The sequence below is a fragment of the Streptomyces sp. NBC_00986 genome, from assembly GCF_045162565.1.
Taxonomy (GTDB): Bacteria; Actinomycetota; Actinomycetes; order Streptomycetales; family Streptomycetaceae; genus Streptomyces.
This window is the reverse complement of the sequence record NZ_CP108733.1, coordinates 5,349,785-5,370,168: the sequence shown is the minus strand read 5'-3', so window position 1 is coordinate 5,370,168 and position 20,384 is coordinate 5,349,785. Positions and strand designations below refer to the sequence as shown.

The following is a 20,384-nucleotide window of genomic DNA, read 5'->3' as shown; positions in this document are numbered from 1 at the left end:
GTTGTTTCGTACTAGGGCGCGTGGTGTCCGTTGCGTTACGAAAATGTCGGAACGGGAGCCTTGGTTCAGTCGACGGTGATCGAGTCCAGCTTCTCCCGCAGATAGACGTGCGAGTCGACGGCCTCGTACGCCACCCGCCCGACCGGCGCGGGCACGGACTCCACGCGCGTGCCCGGGGTGCACTCGCCGAAGTACACGAGCGACATCAGCTCCTCGGCGGGCGCGTCGGCGGGCGGCGGCAGCACGCGGTGCCGCCCGGAGCGCCACCGGTCACCGGTCCAACGGGCCATCAGATCACCGATGTTGATGGTGAACGCCTCCGGATCGAACGGCGCGTCCTCCCACCCGCCCTCGTCGGTGAAGACCTGAAGTCCCCCCTTCCCGGCCTGCCGGTCGAGGATCGTCACCGTCCCGAAGTCGGTGTGCGGCCCGATCCGGAACTGTCCCGGCTCCGGCTCCCCGACGACCTCGACACCCGGGTACCAGTTGATGTTGAAGCCGTACGTCGGATGGTCCATGTGCTGGGAGAAGAAGTCGGGTTCGAGCCCGAGCGCGACCCCGAGCAGCGACAGCAACTGTTTCTCCAGCTCGCCCATCCGGTCCAGGTACTCCTCGCAGAGCGCCTGCAGCTCGGGGATCTCCGTCGGCCACACATTGGGCGCGTACCACTCGGCGTTGATCACCGGGTCCTCGAAGGGCCGGTGCGTGGCGAAGGTCAGCGACTCCTTCAGATCGGGCGGGGTCTCGGTCCCCTCCGAGTACCCGTTGGCCTCGGCACCGGGCCCGAGCCAGCCGCGCCCGCCGACCTTGGCGGAGTAGGCCTCTTTGACGTCGACGGGGAGGGCGAAGAAGGCGCGGGAGGCCTCCCGGATACGGGAGCGGAGACTCGGGTCGACCCCATGCCCGGTGACGAGCAGGAACCCGGCCGTCTGGAGGGCGTCGTCGACGGTGCGGGCGATGTCTTTCCGCGTCTGCTCGTCCCCCGAGATCCAGGGCTTCAGGTCGATCGTGGGGATGCGGGGCTCAGTCACCGATGTCCTCGTTCCAGAGTGCCGGGTTGTTCTTGATGAAGTCGCGCATCAGCGAGGTGCACTCGGGGTCGTCGAGGAGGACGATCTCCACGCCGTGCTCGGCGAGCCAGTCGTGCCCGCCGTGAAAGGTGACGGCCTCCCCGACGACGACCCGCGAGATCCCGAACTGCCGCACCAGCCCGGAGCAGTACCAGCAGGGGGAGAGGGTCGTCACCATCGTCGTGCCTTTGTACGACCGCTGCCGCCCCGCCGCCTTGAACGCGGCCGTCTCCGCGTGCATCGAGGGGTCGTCGTCCTGGACGCGCCGGTTGTGGCCGCGACCCAGCAGGGTGCCGTCGGCGCCGTAGAGCGCGGCGCCGATCGGGATGCCGCCCTCGGCGAGCCCGGCGCGGGCCTCCTCGACGGCGGTGGCCAGCCAGGTCCGTGCCTGTGCCTGATCGATGCGGTTCATGGGTCCCACTCTCCAGTGGCCGAAACACGAGGGCAACGTGCGGAAAGTACTCTCCCCGCAACCCGTACCCGGACGAACTGTCAGCGCCCCTGGAGGTGCCCGTGCCCGCACTCACCCTCCGTGAGGTCCTGGCCCTCGACCCGGTCCGCGCCACCGAGCCCGAGCTCCTGGCCGGCGAGGCCGCGCTCGACCGCCCCGTGCGCTGGGTCCACTCCAGCGAGGTCTACGAGGGCGCGAACTTCCTCGACGGCGGCGAACTCCTCCTCACCAACGGCTTCGGCCTCACCGACACGGACGCGGAGATCCGCCGCCGCTACGTCCGCGAGCTGGCGGCCCGGGGTGCGTCAGGCCTGGCGGTGGAGATAGGGCGCTCCCTCCCGACGATGCCGGAGGAGGTCACGGACGAGGCCCGACGCCTGGGCCTTCCCTTGCTGGCCCTCCACCGGGTCGTCCCCTTCGTACGGATCACCGAGGCGGCCAACCGGGCGATCGTGGCCCGGGGCCTGTCCGGCCGTTCCGTCGTACGACCGTGGGGCGACGACCACACGGCCGCCCTCCTGGCCGACCTGGCCGACCGTGCCGCGCTGAACCAGCCCGAGGTCGAGGCGCGATCCGCCCTGGCCGGCTTCCACCCTGGCCCGGGCGCCCGCCTGATCGGGGTCTCCGTGCACGGCGCGCGCGACGTGACGGCCGTGGACCGGGCGGTACGGCTGCTGGGCGGGGCGAGTGTGCTGCGGGCGGCGTTCCCGGGCGACGTCCTGGCCCTGCTCGCGCTTCCGGGGTCCGTCTCGGGCGACCCCATCCGAACCGTCCAGGAGGCCTTCCGTACGGCCGCGGATCCCGGCCTGACGGTGGCGGTAGGGCACGCGGTCGAGGCCGGGAGCGGGTGGCTCCGCTGGAGCGACACGTTGCGGGCGGCCCGTACGACGTTGGAACTGGCCCTGACGGTCCCGGCGGCCGAACCCGCCGTCCCCGAGGGCCCGTTGGTGACCTCGGCGCGAGCGCTGGCCCTGGAACGGGAGCTGACGCGCGGCGGCATCGACGCGAACCGGGACCGGTTGGCGCGGCTGGTGCAGCACGCGCTGGGCCCGCTGCTGGCGTGGGAGGCGGCGCACCCGAGCGACCTGGTCCGCACGTTGGAGGTCCATCTGCGGCACGGCTGCTCGCCGACGCGGACGGCGGCCCTGTTGCACATCGGCCGCCAGTCCCTCTACCAACGCCTGGAACGCATCGAGTCGTTGCTCGGCCTGGAGATCGACGACCCGGATCTGCTGGGGGAGTTGCTGGCGGCGGTGTGCGCGCATCGGGTGGTGCGGGGGATGGGGGCGGCGCAGGTGCGTGGGCTGCGGACGGTCGCCTAGAGGTCGTCGCTCCGGCGCAGGGTGACTTCGCTGGGCCCGTTGAAGGGGGCGTAGCAGGTCACGGTGGGTGGGGTGCGCAGGGTGTCGTCCTCGGTGAACAGTTTCCGTACGGCGTCGAAGGCGACCTCGCCGCTGACGACCGGGGCGACACGGTCGTAGAACGCGCGTGAGGCCTCCGGCAAGGGCTCCCCGGGCTTGCCCTCGTCCTCGCTCCACACATCCCACAACAGGGTCTCCACCTTGTTGAGGGCGGCGAGGTCGAGGCGGATGTTGCCCGCGATGAATCGTTCGCCCCAGAACGGGCCCTCCTCCGGCCGGTGCAGTCCGAAGGTCTCGGGGTCTTCTCCGCCGGTACGGATGGCCTGCCAGGCCTCGCCCGCGACGAGGAAACGATCCCGGGGTACGTCCATCGGGTCGAAGTCGACGTTCCAGTGGGCGGTGACGGTCGGGTCGGTGAGCTGAGAGTCGGCGAGGAGCCAGCCGCGGTCGTCGGCCCAGTACTCGGTGACGACGTGGTCGCCGTGGAAGAGCCGGGAGGCGTCGGTGTCGGGCGAGTTGAAGTAGTCGGCGAAGCCGGAGCGGATGCGGGCCGGGATGCCGAGGTGCCGCAGGAACGAGCAGTGCAGCAGCGAGAAGTCCCGGCACACTCCGACGAACCGGTCGCCGGGTTCGCGGGGCAGGGTGAGCGGGGTGTCGTTCCGGGCCACGATGATGCGCAGGATGTCGTCGATGTAGCGGGTCTCGGCGTCGTTGTGGAGGCGGTCGGTGGGGTGGGTGTGGTCGTAGAGGCCGGCCTCCAGGCGGTGGATGAGCAAGTCCCGGGTGCTGCGGGCGAGTTGGGCCGGATCGCGGGGGAGGCCGGCGTAGCGGTGGGCGAGGGCGCCGGGGTCGGAGTACGTGCTCTGGGCGCCGTAGAAGGCAAGGTCTGCGCTGAGGGGCATGACACCTGACCGTGTCAAAATTCGCCCCGGATTGTCCAGGGCCGGCGTCAGTTGCGGCCTTGGATCATGTCGGACGAACTGGGCTCTCAGCCGTAGCGGGCCGAGAGAGTCATCGTTGATCGGCGAGTTCCGCGTCCAGGTTCGCGAGGAATCTGCGCAGCAGGCCGTGCAGGGCCTCGATCTCCTGTGGGCTGAACCCGTCGAGCGCCCGGTTGTTGGTGTCCAGGAGTGCCGAATGGGCCTGGGGCAGTTTCGCCTGCCCCTCGGCGGTCAGGGAGATCAGGCTGACGCGTCGGTCGTTCGGGTCGGGTGCGCGTTCGACCAGTCCGTCCCGCTCCATACGGGCCAACAGCTGCGCCATGGACGGCTGTTCGATCCGGGCCAGCCGGGCCAGCTCCTTCTGGGACAGCGGGCCTCCCTGTCCGAGGGCGGCCAGCACCGGCACCTGCCCGAAGGCCAGCCCGAGTGGTCGCAAGCGCCGGTCGTTGATCCTGGCCAGCACGCGGGCAGCGGTGTTGACCAGGGTGGTGGGCGGCGAACTCGGGGTCGGAAGCATCACGCGCACAGCGTATAGGAACCTATGTATAGTCGATGCATAGGTTCCTATGTAACTCACCGTGCTCCACGAAGGGATGGATGACCTTGATCATCAAGGATGTGACCGTCATCGACGGCACCGGCGGCGTTCCACGAGCCGGCATGGACGTCCTGATCGCGGACGGACGGTTCGCGGACATCCGCCCGTCGAGCACCGACACCTCCTCGACGCCGGCCGGGGAACCCGAACTCGACGGCAGTGGCGGCTACTTGCTGCCCGGTCTGTGGGAGAGCCACACGCACCTGAGGGACTACGGCGCGTCCCTCCCCGAACCCGAGCGGTTCGCCCACCTGCAGGACGTACTTGCCGGGTATCTCGCCGAGGGCGTCACCTCGGTGTGCGATCTCGGAGGGATGCCGGAACTGAGCCCCAGGCTGCGCGACGCGAGCAGGGCGGACACCGCCGTGGCGTCACTCTTCACCTCTGAAGCGGTCTTCACCGGTATCGACGGCTGGCCGGTGACCGGCCTCCTGGGTCACCGGTCCGGGATCATGGAAGTAGGCAGCGCCGACGACGCCCGCCGGTACCTTCAAGGCTCGTCGCTCGACGAGGTCGACTACGTCAAGTGCATGTTCGACGGCAAGCCCGGAGGCGGCCAAAGGCTTCTCCCGGCCGCACTTGAGGTGATCATCGCCGCCGCGCACGAGGCGGGCAAGAAGGTGCTGGTGCACATCGCGACGGGCACCGACATGCGGGAGGCGGTCCTGGCGGGCGCCGACTGCATCGAACACTCCCCGATTCCACGGGATCCCGGCGACCTGAGCGAACTCGACGAGCTGGCCGGCCTCATGGCTGATGCGGGAACGCTCTACTGCCCGACTGTCGCCACCTGGGAACAACTGGCCTACGGGGCCTACCCCGACTATCTGGAACGGCTCATCACCGACGGCATTCTCACGCCGGACGGCGCCGAAGAGATCAGGGCGCGTCCCACCTACGGCCAACCGTTCCCCAAGCATCCCGCGGAGGAGTGCCGGGTCCGATTCGAGTACGCGATGCGTACGCTGCCGGTCTTCCACGAAGCGAATGTCAAGCTCGTCGCCGGTAGTGACATCGCAAGGGTCATGCCGACGCCCGCCCGCGCGCTGCTGCGCGAGCTGCAGTTGTTCGCCAAGGCCGGAGTGCCGAGCTCCGCAGTCATCGCCTCCGCCACCGGCCGGGCGGCGGAGAAGGTCGGCAAGCGGGAGGCGACGGGAACTGTCGCTGTGGGCAGCGTCGCCGATGCGGTCCTGCTGGACTCCGACCCTGTCGCGGACATCTCTCATCTGATCGACCGGCGACACCTTCGCGCCGTTGTCAGCTCCGGCCGCATCGTCCACCGCGGGCAGGCTGATCTCTAAGTCACTTCGGGTCCGCGGCGACCGATCGCCAGATGCGGTCCGGGAGGACGCGGGCGGCCTCGTCGAGGTCGATTTCGATGTCGTCGATTCCGGAGAGCCAGCGGCGGACGACGCCGACCAGCGGGCCCAGGACGAGGGATTCGAGCAGGGGCAGCGGCAGTGGGATCAACTCGCCCGAGTCGACGTGGGATTGGATCCACACGGCGAACACCGACAGCCTGGCCTCCTGGGTGTCACGCAGTTCCCTGGCCTGGATCATGTTCCGCTGGTCCGTTCTGGCGGAGTGCAACAGCAGGGCCGCGTCCCGGTGTTCGCGGACGAAGGTGAGGTGCGTCCGTACGATCGCTCGGATTCCCGTGCGGGCGGTGCGGGTTGCCTGGAGTGCGGTGATCAACTCGCCCAGCAACCGGCTCAGCCAGCGCTCCGTCAGCGCCTCGAACAGGCCGTCCAGGCTGCCGAAGTGGTGGTACAGGCTGCCGAGGCTGACACCGCTGGCCTTCGTCACGGCGTTCACGGTCAGGCCCTGCTCGCCCTGCTCCGCGAACAGGCGCAGCGCGGCGTCGAGGATCAGGTCTGCGGTGACCTCGCCGCGTTGTTGCTTGGGGCTCATGCGGGACAGCGTATTGGGAACTCGGTTCTAGAGTGAATTTCTAGAGCAGATTTCTGGAATCCTCTTCCGGTCTGGTTATCCGGCGGTCCAGACTTGGCGGTAGCCGGGCCCGCGTTCGTCCGTCTCGGGGGATGCGGATGGCCGTGGGTCCGGTGGGTCCGGTGGGTCCGGTGGGCTGAGTGGGTGGTGCATAGGATCGGCGGCATGGCGCTGCGTCCCGTTCAGGTGAATATCAAGGCCGTTGACGGCCTGGCGGTTGGCCGGTTCTGGGGGGAGGCGCTCGGGTGGAGTGTCTTCAGCCCTGGTGTGACGACGTATGTCGGGCCGGGCGGCGGTCGCGTCTGGCCCGAGCCGGTTGGGCTCGGTGTCGACATCGTTCCCGTTCCGGAATCCAAGACGCCGACGAAGAATCGTCTGCACCTCGATCTTGCCACCACGTCTGTGGCTCACCAGGCGGAGTTGGTCGGGCGTCTACGGTCTCTTGGTGCGACGCCCGTCGACGTGGGTCAGGGGGATGTGCCGTGGACCGTGCTCGGTGATCCGGAGGGCAACGAGTTCTGTGTGCTGGAGCCTCGGGAGAACTATCGGGACACTGGGCCGATCGCTGCGGTGGTCGTTGACTGTGTGGATCCTCGGGGTATGGCGCGGTTCTGGGGTGAGGCGATGGACTGGGTCGTGCTCGAAGTCTCCGACGATCAGGCGTCGTTGCGGTCGGTTGAGGGGGTTGGGCCTTGTCTGGAGTTCCTCCGCGTGCCTGGGGCGAAGGCCGTAGCTGATCGCGTCCATCTTGATCTGATGCCGTATCCCGGTGACGACAAGGAGGCGGAGGTGGGGCGGCTGAAGGGGCTTGGGGCGAGTGACCTCGATCTCGGGCAGGGTGATGTTTCGTGGACCTGTCTGGTCGATCCGGAAGGGCACGAGTTCTGCGTTCTGGCTCTGTCCTGACGCGGGGCCTTGCTGATGTCCCGGTGTTTTTCAGTGGGCGTTGGACCACTCGCTTCTTGGTCAGTGTCGGGCTTCCGCGGCCCGAGTAAAGGGCGCTCCCTGCGGTCGCGTCGGCTGCGCCGATTCCGCTGCGCTCCACCCTTGACTCGGTCCGCTCCAGCCCGTTTCAGAAGCGAGCGAGCGGCCCGGAGGGATGGGTGGCCAGGTAAGCATCCCCTTGTCTGAACTGTGTTGCCGGCCGGTGTGGAGGGGACGCGTCCGCGTCTCGCCTGCACGCCGGGTCGGCTCAGCGGCCAACGCCGGGTGGGTGGTTGCTGGAAGCCGGGGGTAAAACTAACCACCTTCATGACCTTTGAATGGTTAGAAAAGGTCCCAGTCTCCAGAGGAAGCAGGGCCGGGGCCGGGGCTGGGGCTGGGGCTGGGGAGGGGGGGAGGGGTAGGCGAGTCGGAGAAGTGTGACACTTTCCTCTCGACTGTCACATTTCTGTGGGTGGCCTGGCCCGGCTCCGCGTTTGGATCCGGCATCGCAATGGCGACTTGTCACTCGGCGGCGGTCGGAGGGAGGCGTTACCGCAGGTGGCGGGCGAATTGGGCTGGTGTTGCTTGGTACTGCTTCTTGAAGGCGCGGATGAAGTGGCTGCTGTCGGTGAAATGCCAGCGTGCGGCGGCCTCGGAGATGGTGAGCTGGGATCCGGAGGCGGTGAGTGCCCTTGCCGCCTCCTCTAGGCGTCGGCGGCGGATGTAGGCGCTCAACGACTCGTCCAGACTTGCGAAGGCCCGCTGCAAGGTGCGTACGGATACGTGCAGTTGGGCGGCTATCGCCGATGGTGACAACTCGGCGTCGGTTAGGTGGGCGTCGGCCAGGTTCTTGGCTGTTCGGGCGAGGGCCGGGGTGAAGGTGGGCTCGTGGTCGTCGAAGTGGTCGAGGATCAGTCCTTTGGCGAGTTCGAGCAGGGCGTTGCGGGACGCGTGTGCTCCCGCTGGGCTGAGGTCGCTCACGGTCCGTTGCACCGCGCTGGTGTGGGCCATGAGGATCTGCGCTGCGGGCGAAGTGGTCTGGCCGGTGCGCGGGTTGCCGGTGACCAGGGAGCGCAGGGCGTCGCCGGGGAAGATGAAGATGCGGGTGCCGATCACCGGAGTGGTGTGGAAGTGGTTCTCCGTCACGACGTGGTGCATGAAGTAGGTGCCGGCCGAGACGTGCGCGTCACCGCCCTGGTCGTGCGGGTCTTGTAGGGCCACCGCGCCGCGTAGCCCTACGTACAACCTGACCTCGTCGTGCTCGTACGTTCCGACTGCCCGGGTGCTCACGGGGGAGGATGCCCAGAGTTCGTTGACGGCGGTGTCTTCCAGGGCCACCGAGCGCATCGTTCCCTGGAAGCCGTCGACTGTGGAGGCGCTGAATTCCGGCAGCGGGTACAGGTCTCCCATGCGGTCGTTCCAGGTGTCGATGAACGGCTCCCACGTTCCCCGGCCGGGGCCGGTGGAGTCGGCGTCCACGGTGAATGTGCCCACCTTGTCGCCCGGGCCACGGAACGGCGGCCTGCTCGTCATGTGTCCTCCGCCTCGATGAGAGTGTCGCCGGAATCCCATTCTGCGTCGCGTCGGTACACCCGTTCTACGTACGGCCGTTCCTAGGGTTGGTGGGGTTGGTGGCGCTTCGACCTCCACAACGATCTACCGCCTGCCGGCCGTGCCGCACGGCGACCGCGACCCCACAGGGCAACCTCGCGGGCGAAAGTGAGAAGAACTATGAAGGCAGTGCGTTTTCATCAGTACGGCGATCCCGATGTCCTGCGTTATGAGGACGCGGAGCAGCCGGTTCCCGGTGCCGGGCAGGTACTGGTCCGTGTTGCGGCGACGTCGTTCAACCCGGTCGACGCCAACATCCGCGCCGGTTTCATGCAGGGGCCGATCCCTGTGACGCTGCCGCACACCCCCGGCATCGATGTCGCCGGTACGGTCGACGCGCTCGGCGACGACGTGACCGGCATCCAGGTCGGGGACCAGGTCGTCGGCTTCCTGCCGATGGCGGGACCGGGCGCTGCCGCGGAGTATGTCGTAGCACCGGCGGAGGCCCTGACGCCGGCACCCAAGAGCGTCACGCCGGCCGACGCGGCCGCACTGCCGCTGGTCGGTCTGACCGCATGGCAGGCGCTGTTCGAGCACGCTGAACTGACCGCCGGGCAGCGCCTGTTGGTCAACGGCGCGGGCGGAGCGGTCGGCGGCTACGCCGTGCAGCTGGCCAAGCAGGCCGGCGCCCACGTGATCGCCACCGCCGGCCCGCGCAGCAGTCTGCGCGTCACGGCCGAGGGTGCGGACGAGGTCATCGACCACACGACCGCCGACGTCGTCGCGGCGGTGAGCGGGCCGGTCGACGTCGTACTCAACCTCGCGCCGGTCGAACCGGCCCAACTGGCCGCGCTCCTCGGCCTGATCCGCCCCGGCGGCGTCCTGGTGAACACCACGGTGTGGATGCCCGCGCCCGGCGACGAGGAGCGCGACGTGCGGGGCATCGACCTGTTCGTCCGCAGCGACGCGGAGCAGTTGGCGCACCTGGTGGAGCTGGTCGACGCCGGCGAGCTGCGCGTCGAGGTCGCCCGGCGGATCCCGCTGGCCGAGCTGCCGACCCTGCACGCCGACGCCGCCGCGGGCGCTCTGCCCAGCGGCAAGGTCGTAGTCACGCTCACGCCCAACGCCTGACGCTCACCTGGCCGACCTGGCCGACCTGGCCGACCTGGCCGACCCGCGAAGGAAACGACCCCGATGCTCCCCGACGACGATCCGTCCCGCTCGCTGACCGTGGCGAACCCCGACGACCCCGGCACGACGTACATCTCACTGGTGGGCAACACCTACGGCATGCTCGTCACCGGCGAGCAGACCAACGGCCGGTACTGCCTGATCGACATGCACATCCCCGACGGCGGCGGCCCGCCCCCGCACCGGCACGACTTCGAGGAGATGTTCACCATCCTCGAAGGCGAGATCGAGTTCACCTTCCGCGGCGAAAAGCACACCGTGCGGGCCGGGTCCACGATCAACATCCCGGCCAACGCACCGCACAACTTCCGCAACGCGTCAGGCACATCGGCCCGCATGCTCTGCATGTGCACCCCCGCCGGCCAGGACGAGTACTTCACACGCATCGGCGATGTCGTCGCGGGCAAGGACGCACCACCCCCGCGACTGTCGGACACCGAACTGGCAGAACGCCGCCGCCACGCAGCCGAGTTGGCCCCGACCTACCGAAGCGAGTTCCTGTAACTCGCAGCCCCGGCAGCCTCGGCAGGGAGCCCGTCCTCTCTGGAAGCTTCCACCCACCCAGGGTTGGCCGCTGAGCCGAGGCGGTGTGCTGGCGAGGCGCGATCGCGTCCCTCCACACCGGCCGCCAAGACGGTTCAGGCAAGGGGGTTCCTGCCTGGCCCAACGTCCACGTATGAACAGGGATTCAGCCCCGCGGCCGCGGTGACGTCATCGTTGGTCAACGGCCCGGTGCCGGTCGTCACCCGTTCCGCTTGGTCCGCGTTCACTACCGCTTACGGTGCGTACCCACGCTGATACTTTGCGCGCATGAAGTTCACCCTTACCTATGACGTGGCCGGTGCCCCCGACGAGTTCTTCGCCTGGTTTCTTGATTCGGCGCGTGAAGAGGACCTGTACAAGGGCCAGTTGAAGTACAGGAGCTACGCGATGTCGGGGCGGCGTGAGAGTGAAGAGCGGGTTGTCCGGCGCACCGTGTTCCAGCGGTCGGTGCAACTGCCCTCCCCGGTCGCCAAGTTGCTCGGCGCGGACTTCAGTGAGGTCGAGGACGGAACCTTCGAGAAGGCCGACCGCCTGTGGACCTGGAAGGTCACGCCGAGCAGCCAGGCGGACAAGATCCGCCACGAAGGCCACCTGAGGGCCGAGGACATCGACGCCGTCCGCAGCCGCCTCCGCCTGGACTTCACCTACGAGGCGAAGATCTTCGGCGTCGGCGGCCTGCTGGAGAGCTTCACGGAGAAGACCCTGCGCGAGGAGTGGGACAGGACCGTCCCGTTCTACAACCGTCAGGCCTCGGCCTGAACGGACGCGGAAGCAGACACGGACGCGGACGTCGTGGTCCGTCCCGCGACGCGGCTGAACACCACGTACAGCACCGCGCTCAACACGAAGCCCACGATCGGCGTGCTGTCACCGAAGGACGGCCAGTGCTTCGGGACGTAGCCGACGTAGTCCTCCTGGTTGGAGAAGAGCGGGACCGACACCCCGATGCCGATCAACAGGGCTGCCAGGCCAGGCCAGTTGGTGAAGGTGGGGTCGGTCAGGCGGGGGGCCAGCTCCGCGGTTGTGGTCGTGGCCCTGGACTGGAACCAGCGCTCCACCAGCACCACGCCCAGCCACGGCGCCACCCAGTACGCGATCACCAGCAGGAACGCCTCGTACGCCGAACCCGCGTCGGACAGTGACGCCCACGCCGCCGCCGTACCGGCCACCCCGGACACCACGACCAGGACGCTGCGGTTGAGCCACGCGGGGAGTTTCAGACCGAGGGCGGTGAGGGAGATCGCGCCGGAGTAGACGTTCAGGGCGTTCGCCGAGATCGCGCCGAGGATGATCGCGATCAGCACCAAGTTGCCGAGCCAGGACGGGAGATGGCCGGTGAAGGCCGCCGTGGGGGTTGCGTCCTTGGGGGCGAGGAGCGTCGCTGAAGCCGCGCCCATCACCGCCACGAACGTCACCGACACGAACAGGCCCAGCGCCGGGTACAGGATCGTCCTGAACTTGTTCGCCGTGCGGGGGAGATAGCGGGAGTAGTCCGTGGCGTAGGGGTTCCAGCCCGCCGCGTAACCCCACGCCGCGCTCAGCGCCAACAAGAAGCCGCCTATGCCGCCACCCGTGCCGCCTCCGCCGAGGTGCGCGTCCTTGAAGGTCCAGATGCCGGCCAGCAGGAAGATCACCGCGAGCGCCGGGAACGCGTACTTCTCGAAGGTGTGCACGAAGTTGTGGCCGATGAAGCCGATCAGGATCTCGGCCACCACCACCAGCAGCAGGGACGGGAGGGGACGTAGACCCGTCAGTGTGTTCAGTGCGAACGCCGCGCTCACGCTGTTCACCGCGAACCAACCGACGCCCGCCACAAGGCCGTTGGCCGCCGACGGGAGGATGTTGCCGCGGAAGCCGAAGGAGAAGCGGCCGATCACCATCTGCGGGACGCCGAAGCGCGGGCCGTCCAGGGAGAGGAAGCCCTGCGTGATCGCGCCGAGGGCCGTGCCCAGGACGATCGCCGCGGTCGCCTGCCAGAAGGACAGGCCGAAGAAGAGGACCGAGATCACGCCGATGTAGACGGTCGCGAACTCGATGTTCGGGGAGGCCCAGGTCCAGAGGAGCTGGAGCGGGCTGCCGTGGCGTTCGGCGTCGGGGATCGGTTCGGCGCCGGCCGTCTCTACGGCGATGACCTTGTCACCGTATTCGGGGGCGAGGGTGCCGGTCGATTCGGCGGGAGCAGTCGTCATGCGAGGTAAGTGTCCGGTTCCTGCCGGTCCGGGCCCAGAGGCGCATTGTCCGTACCGGGCCGCTCACCGGCGTACAACCTGCACGTATCACTCGGCCTTGGGGTCGTCCTTGAGGTCGTCCTTGTTCAGCGACTTCAGGAACTCGGGGTTGTCGTCCGGCGCGATCCACTGGCCCGGCGCGGCCGTCGCCTCGGCCCCGGTGCGGCGCGCCCGGCCCGCGATCAGCCATGCGATCGGGCCGACCAGCACCTCGCCGAAGAGCAGGATCACGAACACCCACGCCAGTTTCGGCATGCCCCGCACGTCCTCCTCGGGCGTGTTCAGGCAGTCCACGAAGGCGTAGATCCACAGGGCCAGGACCAGCAGGAAGGGCAGATACCTGAGCATGGCGGCGAGATTCTCCTGAGTGGTGGGACGGCCCCGGTGACGGGGCCAGGTTAGCGGGTGCCCGATACTTGGACCCATGGCTTACGACGATCTTCGCTCCCTGCTCAGGGCACTGGAGCGCGAGGGAGACCTCAAGCGCATCAAGGCCGAGGTGGACCCCTATCTGGAGGTCGGGGAGATCGTCGACCGGGTGCAGAAGGCCGGCGGACCCGCGCTCCTCTTCGAGAAGGTGAAGGGGTCCTCGATGCCCCTCGCCATGAACGTCTTCGGGACCGACCGGCGGCTGCTGAAGGCCCTGGGGCTGAAGTCGTACGGCGACATCTCCGAGAAGATCGGCGGGCTGCTGCGGCCCGAACTGCCGCAGGGGTTCGTGGGGGTACGGGACGCCTTCGGGAAGCTCGGGTCGATGACCCACGTACCGCCGAAGAAGGTCAAGGAAGCGCCAGTGCAGGAGGTGGTGCTCACGGGTGACGACGTCGACCTCGACGACCTGCCCGCCCTCTTCACCTGGCCGCAGGACGGCGGGTCCTTCTTCAACCTCGGGCTCACGCACACCAAGGACCCGGAGAGCGGGATCCGCAATCTCGGGCTGTACCGGCTCCAGCGCCACGACAAGCGCACGATCGGCATGCACTGGCAGATCCACAAGGACAGCCGGAACCACTACCAGGTCGCTGCGCGGCGCGGGGAGCGGCTGCCGGTCGCGATCGCCTTCGGGTGTCCGCCCGCCGTGACGTACGCCTCGACCGCGCCCCTTCCCGGTGACATCGACGAGTACCTCTTCGCCGGGTTCATCGCGGGCAAGCGGATCGAGATGGTCGACTGCAAGACCGTGCCGTTGCAGGTGCCGGCGCAGGCCGAGGTCGTCATCGAGGGGTGGCTGGAGCCCGGCGAGATGCTGCCGGAGGGGCCGTTCGGGGACCACACCGGGTTCTACACACCGCAGGAGCCCTTCCCGGCGCTGACCATCGACTGCGTGACGATGCGGAAGCGGCCGTTGCTTCAGTCGATCGTCGTAGGGCGGCCTCCGACGGAGGACGGACCGCTGGGGCGTGCCACGGAGCGGTTCTTCCTGCCGCTGCTGAAGATCATCGTGCCGGACATCGTGGACTACCACCTGCCCGAAGCGGGCGGATTCCACAACTGCGCGATCGTCTCCATCGACAAGAAGTACCCGAAGCACGCCCAGAAGGTGATGCACGCGGTCTGGGGTGCGCACATGATGTCCCTGACCAAGCTGATCGTGGTCGTCGACTCCGACTGCGACGTCCACGATCTGCACGAGGTCGCGTGGCGGGCCCTCGGCAACACGGACTACGCGCGGGACCTCTCGGTCGTGGAAGGACCTGTCGATCATCTCGACCATGCCTCCTACCAGCAGTTCTGGGGTGGCAAGGCGGGGATCGACGCGACGAGGAAGTGGCCCGAGGAGGGCTACACGCGGGACGGCGGCTGGCCCGAGATGGTCCTGTCCGACCCGGAGACGGCGGCGAAGGTCGACCGCCGGTGGAAGGAGTACGGACTGTGAGCAGCGCGTCTGCCGCGATCCCGCAGCCGGGGCGCACCAAGGCGTTCCTACGCCTCGTCATGATCGAGCACTCCGTCTTCGCCCTGCCCTTCGCGTACATCGCCGCGCTGACCGCGATGTTCGAGCTGGACGAGAACATCCACTGGGGGCGGCTGCTGCTGGTCACCATCTGCATGGTGGGGCTGCGGACGTTCGCGATGGCGGTCAACCGGATCATCGACCGCGAGATCGACGCCCGTAACCCGCGCACCGCGCACCGCGAGCTGGTCACCGGCGCGATGTCGGTGAAGCACGCGTGGACGGGCGCGCTCGTCGCGCTGGTCGTGTTCCTCGGCTCGGCGGCCCTGCTGAATCCCCTCTGCCTGGCCCTGGCACCCATCGCGGTGATCCCGATGGTGATCTATCCCTACGGCAAGCGGTTCACGAACTTCCCGCAGGCCATCCTCGGTCTCGCCCAGGCCATGGGCCCGGTCGGCGGCTGGCTCGCGATCTCCGGCGAGTGGTCCTGGGACGCGGTGATCCTCGGTCTCGCCGTCGGCATCTGGATCGGCGGCTTCGACCTGATCTACGCCTGCCAGGACATCGAGACCGACCGCGAGATCGGCGTCATGTCGGTCCCGGCCCGTTTCGGCATCCCGGCGTCGATCTGGGGCGCCCGCGTCTGCCACGCGATCACGACCGCCCTGCTGGCTTGGTACGGCGCGGCTACCGGCGCCGGCGCCTTCTTCTGGTTCGGCCTGCTGATCGTCGCGGGCGCGTTCCTGTACGAGCACTCGATCGTCCGGCCGCATGACCTGTCCCGCCTCAACCGGGCGTTCTTCAGCGTCAACGGGTTCATCGGGATCGCGTTGTTCGTGTGTGCGCTGCTGGATCTGCTGGTGCGGGGGCTCACCGTCTAAGCGGCGGCAAGCGGAGTCCTCGGGGTGGGCCTGCGGCGGAACGCGAACGCCGCTCCCACCCCCGCCGCCAACCCGATCAGGTGCGCCTGCCAGCTGACCCCCGACTGGGTCGGCGCCAGGCCGAACAGGATCGAGGTGCCCCAGACCGCGCCGACGAGCAGGCCTACGACGATGCCCAGCGGGCGGCGCTCGGCGAAACCGCTCACCAGCAGGAAGCCGAAGAGGCCGAAGATCAGGCCCGACGCGCCCGCCGTGTTCGTGTGGGCCGGGGATATCAGCCACACGCCGAGGCCGTCCGCGACGATGATCAGCGCGGACATCAGAAGGAACCGGCGGATGCCGCCCAGTGCCGCCAGGAATCCGAACACCAGCAGCGGGACGCTGTTCGCGGCGACATGCGCGAACCCGAAGTGGATGAACGCGGCCGGGACGATGTCGATCAGTTCGGACGGCTCGCGCGGGACGATCCCGAGGCTGTCGAGGGCGTGGCCGGACACCACGTCCACCACTTCGAGCAGCCACAACAGCGCGACCCAGCCCACCATCAGCTTGGCCGCGGCCTTCGCGCGGTCGCCCTGCGACCACTCCAACTCCGTACCGGACATGGCACCCCCCACGACTCACTCGTCCCCACAGAAGAACGCCCCGGCACCCTTGGCCGGTTCCCGCCCCGCGACGCCAGCTAGGCTCGGTGTCGTGAACCCAGTCAAGCCAGGAGAGACGCCGCGTACGCCTTGGATCGTAGGGGTGTCCGGCGCTTCCGGCACCCCATACGCGGCTGCCGTCCTGCGCGCGCTCCTCGACGCCGGCGAGAGCGTCGACCTCGTGGTGTCCCGCGCGTCCCGGCTCACGCTCCTCGACGAGACCGGGATCGCCTACCGGGACGCCCACTGGCAGGACGACCTGCGGGAATGGCTGGCCCGCGGCGCCGACGGCAAGCCCGGCACCTTCCAGCCCGCCATCGACACCGACGCCGTACGGCACTGGAGCGCGGGCGACCTGGCGGCGGGGCCGTCCTCGGGGTCGTACCCCTCGAAGGGGATGATCGTCGTGCCCGCGTCGACGGCCTGTGTCGCCGGGATCGCCCTCGGGCTGAGCAAGGACCTGTTGCAGCGGGCGGCGAGCGTCACCCTCAAGGAGCGGCGGAAGCTGGTGGTCGCCGTACGCGAGACGCCGTTGAACGGGCAGACGCTGCGGCACCTCGTGACCCTGGACGACCTGGGCGCGGCCGTGGTGCCCGCCTCGCCCGGGTTCTACGCCGGGGCCACCCACATCCAGGACCTGGTGGACTTCGTCGCCGGGCGGGTCCTGGACTCGGCGGGCGTCGAGCACGATCTGTACCGGCGCTGGAAGGGCGACCTCGGCGCCGGCTTCCGCACCACCGACACCGTCAACTGACGTACGGCACCCACGTATTCATCCATCCTCACCGGCATCACATTCTCGGCATCACATTCGTCGTCATCACCGGAAGGCAATCGATCGCATGGACGCGGTGGACAGGCAGCTCATCCAGGCCCTGAGAGAGAACGGCCGGGCCTCCTACGCGGAGCTGGGGCGCCTCGTCGGCCTGTCGGGACCCAGTGTCACCGACCGCATCAACCGGCTGGAGGCGGCCGGTGTCATCACCGGCTACCGCGCGACCGTCGACTCGGCCTCGCTCGGCCTCGGCGTCATCGCCCTGATCGGCATCTCGCTCTCCGACGCCGCCGACCACGAGGACGTGGCGCGCCGCATGAAGGACCTCGGCGAGATCGAGGACTGCTGGTTCATCGCGGGCGAGGACTCGTTCATGCTGAAGGTGCGGGCGCCCGACGTGGACGGCCTGGAGAAGACCATCCGGCGGTTGTCAGGGACCAAGGGCGTCTCCCGTACCCGTACCACCATCGTGCTCTCCACGAAGTGGGAGAACCGGGTCGGAGAGCTGCCCGAAGAGGCGTAGAGGTCTAGGCGTACCGTTGAGCGAGCTGTCTTAGGAAGAGGTATGGGCATGGATGTCGGGCTCAAGCGCGAGCTGGAGCAGAAGGTCCGCTCCGGTGAGCGGCTGTCCCGTGAGGACGGCATCGCGCTGTACGAGTCGGACGACCTGGCCTGGCTGGGTGGACTCGCGCACGAGGTGCGGACGCGGAAGAACGGCGATGTCGTCCACTTCAACGTCAACCGCCACCTGAACATGACCAACGTGTGCACCGCGTCCTGCGCCTACTGCTCGTTCCAGCGCAAGCCGGGCGAGAAGGACGCGTACACGATGCGCATCGAGGAGGCCGTCCGGCTCGCGAAGGCGATGCAGGGCGAGAACCTCACCGAGCTGCACATCGTCAACGGCCTGCACCCGAACCTCCCCTGGCGCTACTACCCCCGGTCGCTGAGCGAGCTGAAGAAGGCCCTCCCGGAGGTCTCCCTCAAGGCCTTCACGGCCACGGAGATCCACCACTTCGAGACCATCTCCGGGTTGAGCGCGAGCGAGATCCTCGACGAGCTCATCGACGCCGGCCTCGAATCGCTCACCGGCGGCGGCGCGGAGATCTTCGACTGGGAGGTCCGCCAGCACATCGTGGACCACCGCACGCACTGGGAGGACTGGTCCCGGATCCACCGCCTGGCGCACGAGAAGGGGCTCAAGACCCCGTGCACCATGCTCTACGGCCACATCGAGGAGCCGCGCCACCGCGTGGACCACGTGCTGCGGCTGCGGGAGCTCCAGGACGAGACCGGCGGGTTCCAGGTCTTCATCCCGCTGCGCTACCAGCACGACTTCGTGGACATGAAGGACGGGAAGGTCCGCAACCGCCTCCAGGCGCGGACGCAGATGGCCACCGGCGCGGAGGCTCTCAAGACCTTCGCGGTGTCCCGTCTCCTCTTCGACAACGTCCCGCACGTCAAGGTCTTCTGGGTCATGCACGGTGTCCAGACCGCCCAACTCGCCCTCCAGCACGGCGCGGACGACATGGACGGCTCGGTCGTCGAGTACAAGATCACGCACGACGCCGACAACTACGGCACCCCGAACAAGCTCACCCGCGACGACCTCCTCGACCTGATCCGCGACGCCGGTTTCCAGCCGGTCGAGCGGAACACGCGGTACGAGATCATCCGCGAGTACGACGGCCCGGACCCGGCGCGGCGCGAGTCCCCGCAGCCGATGCGGGTGTGACGACCACCTTCTGAAACGATCACGGCTCTCCGACATGTCACTGACTTTTGAACTGGACCCCGCGATAACGCCTGCCCTGCGCGAGGAGATCCTCACCCTCTGGGCGGACGTCTCCAACGCGGGGGGCTCGGTCGGTTTCGTCGCACCGGTGACGGTGGACGAGATACGGCCCGAACTGGTCCGGCACTTCGTCGCCATGGCGGAGGGCCGCACCCGGCTGCTGGTCGGCCGCGACGAGACGGGCACGGTCGCCGCGACCGTGTTCCTCGCGTTCAACACGCACCGCCTGATGCTGCACTGGCTGTGGCTCTACACGGTGATGATCCACCCCCGCCACCAGGGCAAGGGCTACGGCCGCGACCTCCTCGCCGCCGCCGAGCAGGCCGCCCGCGGCATCGACGGCATCGAGGCGATCCGCCTCACCTGCCGGGGCGGCCACGGCCTGGAGCGGTTCTACGGCTCCTGCGGCTACAAGGAGGTCGGGCGGGTGCCCGGCGCGATCCGGGTCGCCCCCGGGGACGATCGCGACGACATCTTCATGCTGTTGCCGCTGCTGTGACCCCCTTGCAAGATCCGTGCGGCACCGTGCTTCACTGATTGGTGCCCTTGTCCCGAATCGGAAGAGTGGATTGAGATGTTCCGCTACACACTGTGGCGCCTCGGAGTCTTCGCGGGCTGCCTCGGCGTCGTCTGGGGCCTCGTCTATCTCGGCGTCTTCCCGCGCGGCTTCGGTGAGTCCAACGGCATGTGGATCGTGCTGCTGGCGCTGGTGATCTCGGCGCCGATCAGCTTCGTGGTGCTGCGTGGGGTGCGGGACCGTGCCTCGGTGCAGATCGTCGAGCGGGTCGACCGGATGAAGGCCAACCTGGACGCCAACCGCAGCCAGGAGGACGAGACGGCGGACGCCGCTCAGCCGACGTCTCACCCGCAGGGCCAGACTTCCTAGTTCCTGGGCCCAACTACCCTTGCCCCCATGGGTGCCGTGAAGACCAAACGGATGCCGCGGGCGGTCCGTGAGCAGCAGATGCTCGACGCCGCCGTGCAGACCTTCGGGCAGCGCGGTTACATGGCCGCGTCGATGGACGAGATAGCCGAACTCGCGGGCGTCTCCAAGCCGTTGGTGTATCTCTACCTGAACTCGAAGGAAGACCTGTTCACCGCGTGCATCCGGCGCGAGGGCCAGTCGCTCACCGAGGCGGTACGGGCCGGCGTGGACACGGGGTCGCCCGCCGACCGCCAACTCTGGGACGGGCTGCGGGCGTTCTTCACGCACACCGCGCAACACCCGGACGGCTGGGCCGTGTTGCACCTCCAGTCCCGTACCCACGGCGAACCCTTCGCCGCCGAGGTGGCCGCGATGCGCGCCGAACTCGTCGCGTTTGTCACCGAGTTGATCGCGGTCGCGGCCCGCGAGGCGCACCGCGACCCGGATCTCCCCGAGCACGAGGTCGCCGGTCTGGCCGAGGCGTTGGTCGGCGCGGCCGAGTCCCTGGCGGCCTGGTCGAACGCGACCCCGGGCGTCACCGCCAAGCAGGCGGCGGCGACGCTGATGAACTTCGCGTGGGCGGGGCTGGGGCAGTTGATGGAGGGACGGCCGTGGACGCCGTAGCGCTCATCAGCTCGTAAAGATCATGCGGCTCATGCGGC

23 protein-coding genes are annotated in these 20,384 nt (G+C 68.6%); 14 read left to right on the top strand and 9 right to left on the bottom strand.

Annotated features, from left to right (window positions below):
* Positions 1 to 65: 65 nt before the first annotated feature.
* Complete coding sequence (locus OG504_RS23655; RefSeq protein WP_405991607.1) at positions 66 to 1,031, bottom strand: isopenicillin N synthase family dioxygenase; 966 nt, start codon at positions 1,029 to 1,031, stop codon at positions 66 to 68.
* Positions 1,024 to 1,482, bottom strand: a complete 459-nt coding sequence (locus OG504_RS23650; RefSeq protein WP_405991606.1) for a nucleoside deaminase — start codon at positions 1,480 to 1,482, stop codon at positions 1,024 to 1,026. The genes OG504_RS23655 and OG504_RS23650 overlap by 8 nt, the downstream gene beginning before the upstream one ends.
* Before the next feature lie 101 nt (positions 1,483 to 1,583).
* Here OG504_RS23650 and OG504_RS23645 point away from each other — a divergent pair, with 101 nt between their 5' ends.
* Positions 1,584 to 2,843: a PucR family transcriptional regulator gene (locus OG504_RS23645; protein WP_405991605.1), complete on the top strand. Its 1,260-nt coding sequence runs from the start codon at positions 1,584 to 1,586 to the stop codon at positions 2,841 to 2,843.
* Here OG504_RS23645 and OG504_RS23640 read toward each other — a convergent pair.
* Complete coding sequence (locus OG504_RS23640; protein ID WP_405991604.1) at positions 2,840 to 3,784, bottom strand: transglutaminase family protein; 945 nt, start codon at positions 3,782 to 3,784, stop codon at positions 2,840 to 2,842. The two genes, OG504_RS23645 and OG504_RS23640, sit on opposite strands and share 4 nt — an antisense overlap.
* Positions 3,785 to 3,893: 109 nt before the next feature.
* Positions 3,894 to 4,340 (bottom strand): MarR family winged helix-turn-helix transcriptional regulator, encoded by a 447-nt coding sequence (locus OG504_RS23635; protein WP_405996409.1) that lies wholly within the window; start codon positions 4,338 to 4,340, stop codon positions 3,894 to 3,896.
* A gap of 80 nt (positions 4,341 to 4,420) precedes the next feature.
* On the opposite strand from OG504_RS23635, the gene OG504_RS23630 reads away from it, so the two are divergent.
* A complete protein-coding gene (locus tag OG504_RS23630; RefSeq protein ID WP_405991603.1) occupies positions 4,421 to 5,722 on the top strand; it encodes an amidohydrolase family protein in 1,302 nt (433 codons plus the stop codon).
* A gap of 1 nt (position 5,723) precedes the next feature.
* On the opposite strand, the gene OG504_RS23625 is transcribed toward OG504_RS23630, so the two are convergent.
* Entirely contained in the window at positions 5,724 to 6,332 is a 609-nt protein-coding gene (locus tag OG504_RS23625) for a TetR/AcrR family transcriptional regulator (protein WP_405991602.1), read from the bottom strand.
* 204 nt (positions 6,333 to 6,536) lie between these two features.
* On the opposite strand from OG504_RS23625, the gene OG504_RS23620 reads away from it, so the two are divergent.
* Entirely contained in the window at positions 6,537 to 7,277 is a 741-nt protein-coding gene (locus tag OG504_RS23620) for a VOC family protein (RefSeq protein ID WP_405991601.1), read from the top strand.
* Between the two features lie 567 nt (positions 7,278 to 7,844).
* Here OG504_RS23620 and OG504_RS23615 read toward each other — a convergent pair.
* Positions 7,845 to 8,828 carry a helix-turn-helix domain-containing protein gene (locus tag OG504_RS23615; protein WP_405991600.1) on the bottom strand — a complete coding sequence of 328 codons (984 nt, stop codon included), beginning with the start codon at positions 8,826 to 8,828 and terminating at the stop codon, positions 7,845 to 7,847.
* Positions 8,829 to 9,026: 198 nt separating this feature from the next.
* Between OG504_RS23615 and OG504_RS23610 the strand changes: the two genes are divergently transcribed.
* The 3 genes from OG504_RS23610 (at position 9,027) to OG504_RS23600 (ending at position 11,339) form a co-directional block, all read left to right on the top strand.
* Entirely contained in the window at positions 9,027 to 9,977 is a 951-nt protein-coding gene (locus OG504_RS23610; protein ID WP_405991599.1) for an NADP-dependent oxidoreductase, read from the top strand.
* Positions 9,978 to 10,040: 63 nt separating this feature from the next.
* Positions 10,041 to 10,541: a cupin domain-containing protein gene (locus tag OG504_RS23605; protein WP_405991598.1), complete on the top strand. Its 501-nt coding sequence runs from the start codon at positions 10,041 to 10,043 to the stop codon at positions 10,539 to 10,541.
* 306 nt (positions 10,542 to 10,847) lie between these two features.
* Positions 10,848 to 11,339 carry a DUF2505 family protein gene (locus OG504_RS23600; RefSeq protein WP_405991597.1) on the top strand — a complete coding sequence of 164 codons (492 nt, stop codon included), beginning with the start codon at positions 10,848 to 10,850 and terminating at the stop codon, positions 11,337 to 11,339.
* Here the strand turns inward: OG504_RS23600 and OG504_RS23595 are convergent.
* Positions 11,324 to 12,769: a purine-cytosine permease family protein gene (locus OG504_RS23595; protein WP_405991596.1), complete on the bottom strand. Its 1,446-nt coding sequence runs from the start codon at positions 12,767 to 12,769 to the stop codon at positions 11,324 to 11,326. The genes OG504_RS23600 and OG504_RS23595 overlap by 16 nt on opposite strands.
* 87 nt (positions 12,770 to 12,856) lie before the next feature.
* A complete protein-coding gene (locus OG504_RS23590) occupies positions 12,857 to 13,156 on the bottom strand; it encodes a PLD nuclease N-terminal domain-containing protein (RefSeq protein WP_366497422.1) in 300 nt (99 codons plus the stop codon).
* Positions 13,157 to 13,232: 76 nt separating this feature from the next.
* Here OG504_RS23590 and OG504_RS23585 point away from each other — a divergent pair, with 76 nt between their 5' ends.
* Complete coding sequence (locus OG504_RS23585; protein WP_405991595.1) at positions 13,233 to 14,684, top strand: menaquinone biosynthesis decarboxylase; 1,452 nt, start codon at positions 13,233 to 13,235, stop codon at positions 14,682 to 14,684.
* Complete coding sequence (mqnP, locus tag OG504_RS23580) at positions 14,681 to 15,583, top strand: menaquinone biosynthesis prenyltransferase MqnP (protein ID WP_405991594.1); 903 nt, start codon at positions 14,681 to 14,683, stop codon at positions 15,581 to 15,583. Before OG504_RS23585 ends, mqnP begins: the two co-directional genes overlap by 4 nt.
* Here mqnP and OG504_RS23575 read toward each other — a convergent pair.
* Positions 15,580 to 16,188, bottom strand: coding sequence for a rhomboid family intramembrane serine protease (locus tag OG504_RS23575; RefSeq protein ID WP_405991593.1), 609 nt, complete (start codon positions 16,186 to 16,188; stop codon positions 15,580 to 15,582). The two genes, mqnP and OG504_RS23575, sit on opposite strands and share 4 nt — an antisense overlap.
* A 142-nt stretch (positions 16,189 to 16,330) precedes the next feature.
* On the opposite strand from OG504_RS23575, the gene OG504_RS23570 reads away from it, so the two are divergent.
* The 6 genes from OG504_RS23570 (at position 16,331) to OG504_RS23545 (ending at position 20,346) form a co-directional block, all read left to right on the top strand.
* A complete protein-coding gene (locus OG504_RS23570) occupies positions 16,331 to 16,981 on the top strand; it encodes a UbiX family flavin prenyltransferase (protein ID WP_405991592.1) in 651 nt (216 codons plus the stop codon).
* A gap of 88 nt (positions 16,982 to 17,069) precedes the next feature.
* The gene (locus tag OG504_RS23565; protein WP_019061245.1) at positions 17,070 to 17,525 is read left to right on the top strand and encodes an Lrp/AsnC family transcriptional regulator; all 456 of its coding nucleotides are present in this window, start codon (positions 17,070 to 17,072) and stop codon (positions 17,523 to 17,525) included.
* 48 nt (positions 17,526 to 17,573) lie between these two features.
* On the top strand, positions 17,574 to 18,737 hold the full coding sequence (mqnE, locus tag OG504_RS23560; RefSeq protein ID WP_327407132.1) for an aminofutalosine synthase MqnE: 1,164 nt from the start codon (positions 17,574 to 17,576) through the stop codon (positions 18,735 to 18,737).
* 34 nt (positions 18,738 to 18,771) lie between these two features.
* On the top strand, positions 18,772 to 19,296 hold the full coding sequence (locus OG504_RS23555; protein ID WP_366435931.1) for a GNAT family N-acetyltransferase: 525 nt from the start codon (positions 18,772 to 18,774) through the stop codon (positions 19,294 to 19,296).
* A gap of 75 nt (positions 19,297 to 19,371) precedes the next feature.
* Entirely contained in the window at positions 19,372 to 19,683 is a 312-nt protein-coding gene (locus OG504_RS23550; protein ID WP_405991591.1) for a DUF4229 domain-containing protein, read from the top strand.
* A gap of 27 nt (positions 19,684 to 19,710) precedes the next feature.
* Positions 19,711 to 20,346, top strand: a complete 636-nt coding sequence (locus OG504_RS23545) for a TetR/AcrR family transcriptional regulator (protein ID WP_405991590.1) — start codon at positions 19,711 to 19,713, stop codon at positions 20,344 to 20,346.
* Positions 20,347 to 20,384: the final 38 nt, after the last annotated feature.

Coding starts and splice junctions, on each gene's coding strand:
- OG504_RS23615 (WP_405991600.1), bottom strand. CDS start 8,828: ATGACGAGCAGGCCGCCGTTCCGTGGCCCGGGCGACAAGGTGGGCACA.
- OG504_RS23555 (WP_366435931.1), top strand. CDS start 18,772: ATGTCACTGACTTTTGAACTGGACCCCGCGATAACGCCTGCCCTGCGC.
- OG504_RS23625 (WP_405991602.1), bottom strand. CDS start 6,332: ATGAGCCCCAAGCAACAACGCGGCGAGGTCACCGCAGACCTGATCCTC.
- OG504_RS23575 (WP_405991593.1), bottom strand. CDS start 16,188: ATGTCCGGTACGGAGTTGGAGTGGTCGCAGGGCGACCGCGCGAAGGCC.
- OG504_RS23590 (WP_366497422.1), bottom strand. CDS start 13,156: ATGCTCAGGTATCTGCCCTTCCTGCTGGTCCTGGCCCTGTGGATCTAC.
- OG504_RS23595 (WP_405991596.1), bottom strand. CDS start 12,769: ATGACGACTGCTCCCGCCGAATCGACCGGCACCCTCGCCCCCGAATAC.
- OG504_RS23605 (WP_405991598.1), top strand. CDS start 10,041: ATGCTCCCCGACGACGATCCGTCCCGCTCGCTGACCGTGGCGAACCCC.
- OG504_RS23620 (WP_405991601.1), top strand. CDS start 6,537: ATGGCGCTGCGTCCCGTTCAGGTGAATATCAAGGCCGTTGACGGCCTG.
- OG504_RS23650 (WP_405991606.1), bottom strand. CDS start 1,482: ATGAACCGCATCGATCAGGCACAGGCACGGACCTGGCTGGCCACCGCC.
- OG504_RS23640 (WP_405991604.1), bottom strand. CDS start 3,784: ATGCCCCTCAGCGCAGACCTTGCCTTCTACGGCGCCCAGAGCACGTAC.
- OG504_RS23550 (WP_405991591.1), top strand. CDS start 19,372: ATGTTCCGCTACACACTGTGGCGCCTCGGAGTCTTCGCGGGCTGCCTC.
- OG504_RS23545 (WP_405991590.1), top strand. CDS start 19,711: ATGGGTGCCGTGAAGACCAAACGGATGCCGCGGGCGGTCCGTGAGCAG.
- mqnE (WP_327407132.1), top strand. CDS start 17,574: ATGGATGTCGGGCTCAAGCGCGAGCTGGAGCAGAAGGTCCGCTCCGGT.
- OG504_RS23610 (WP_405991599.1), top strand. CDS start 9,027: ATGAAGGCAGTGCGTTTTCATCAGTACGGCGATCCCGATGTCCTGCGT.
- OG504_RS23635 (WP_405996409.1), bottom strand. CDS start 4,340: ATGCTTCCGACCCCGAGTTCGCCGCCCACCACCCTGGTCAACACCGCT.
- OG504_RS23630 (WP_405991603.1), top strand. CDS start 4,421: ATGACCTTGATCATCAAGGATGTGACCGTCATCGACGGCACCGGCGGC.
- OG504_RS23600 (WP_405991597.1), top strand. CDS start 10,848: ATGAAGTTCACCCTTACCTATGACGTGGCCGGTGCCCCCGACGAGTTC.
- OG504_RS23585 (WP_405991595.1), top strand. CDS start 13,233: ATGGCTTACGACGATCTTCGCTCCCTGCTCAGGGCACTGGAGCGCGAG.
- OG504_RS23565 (WP_019061245.1), top strand. CDS start 17,070: ATGGACGCGGTGGACAGGCAGCTCATCCAGGCCCTGAGAGAGAACGGC.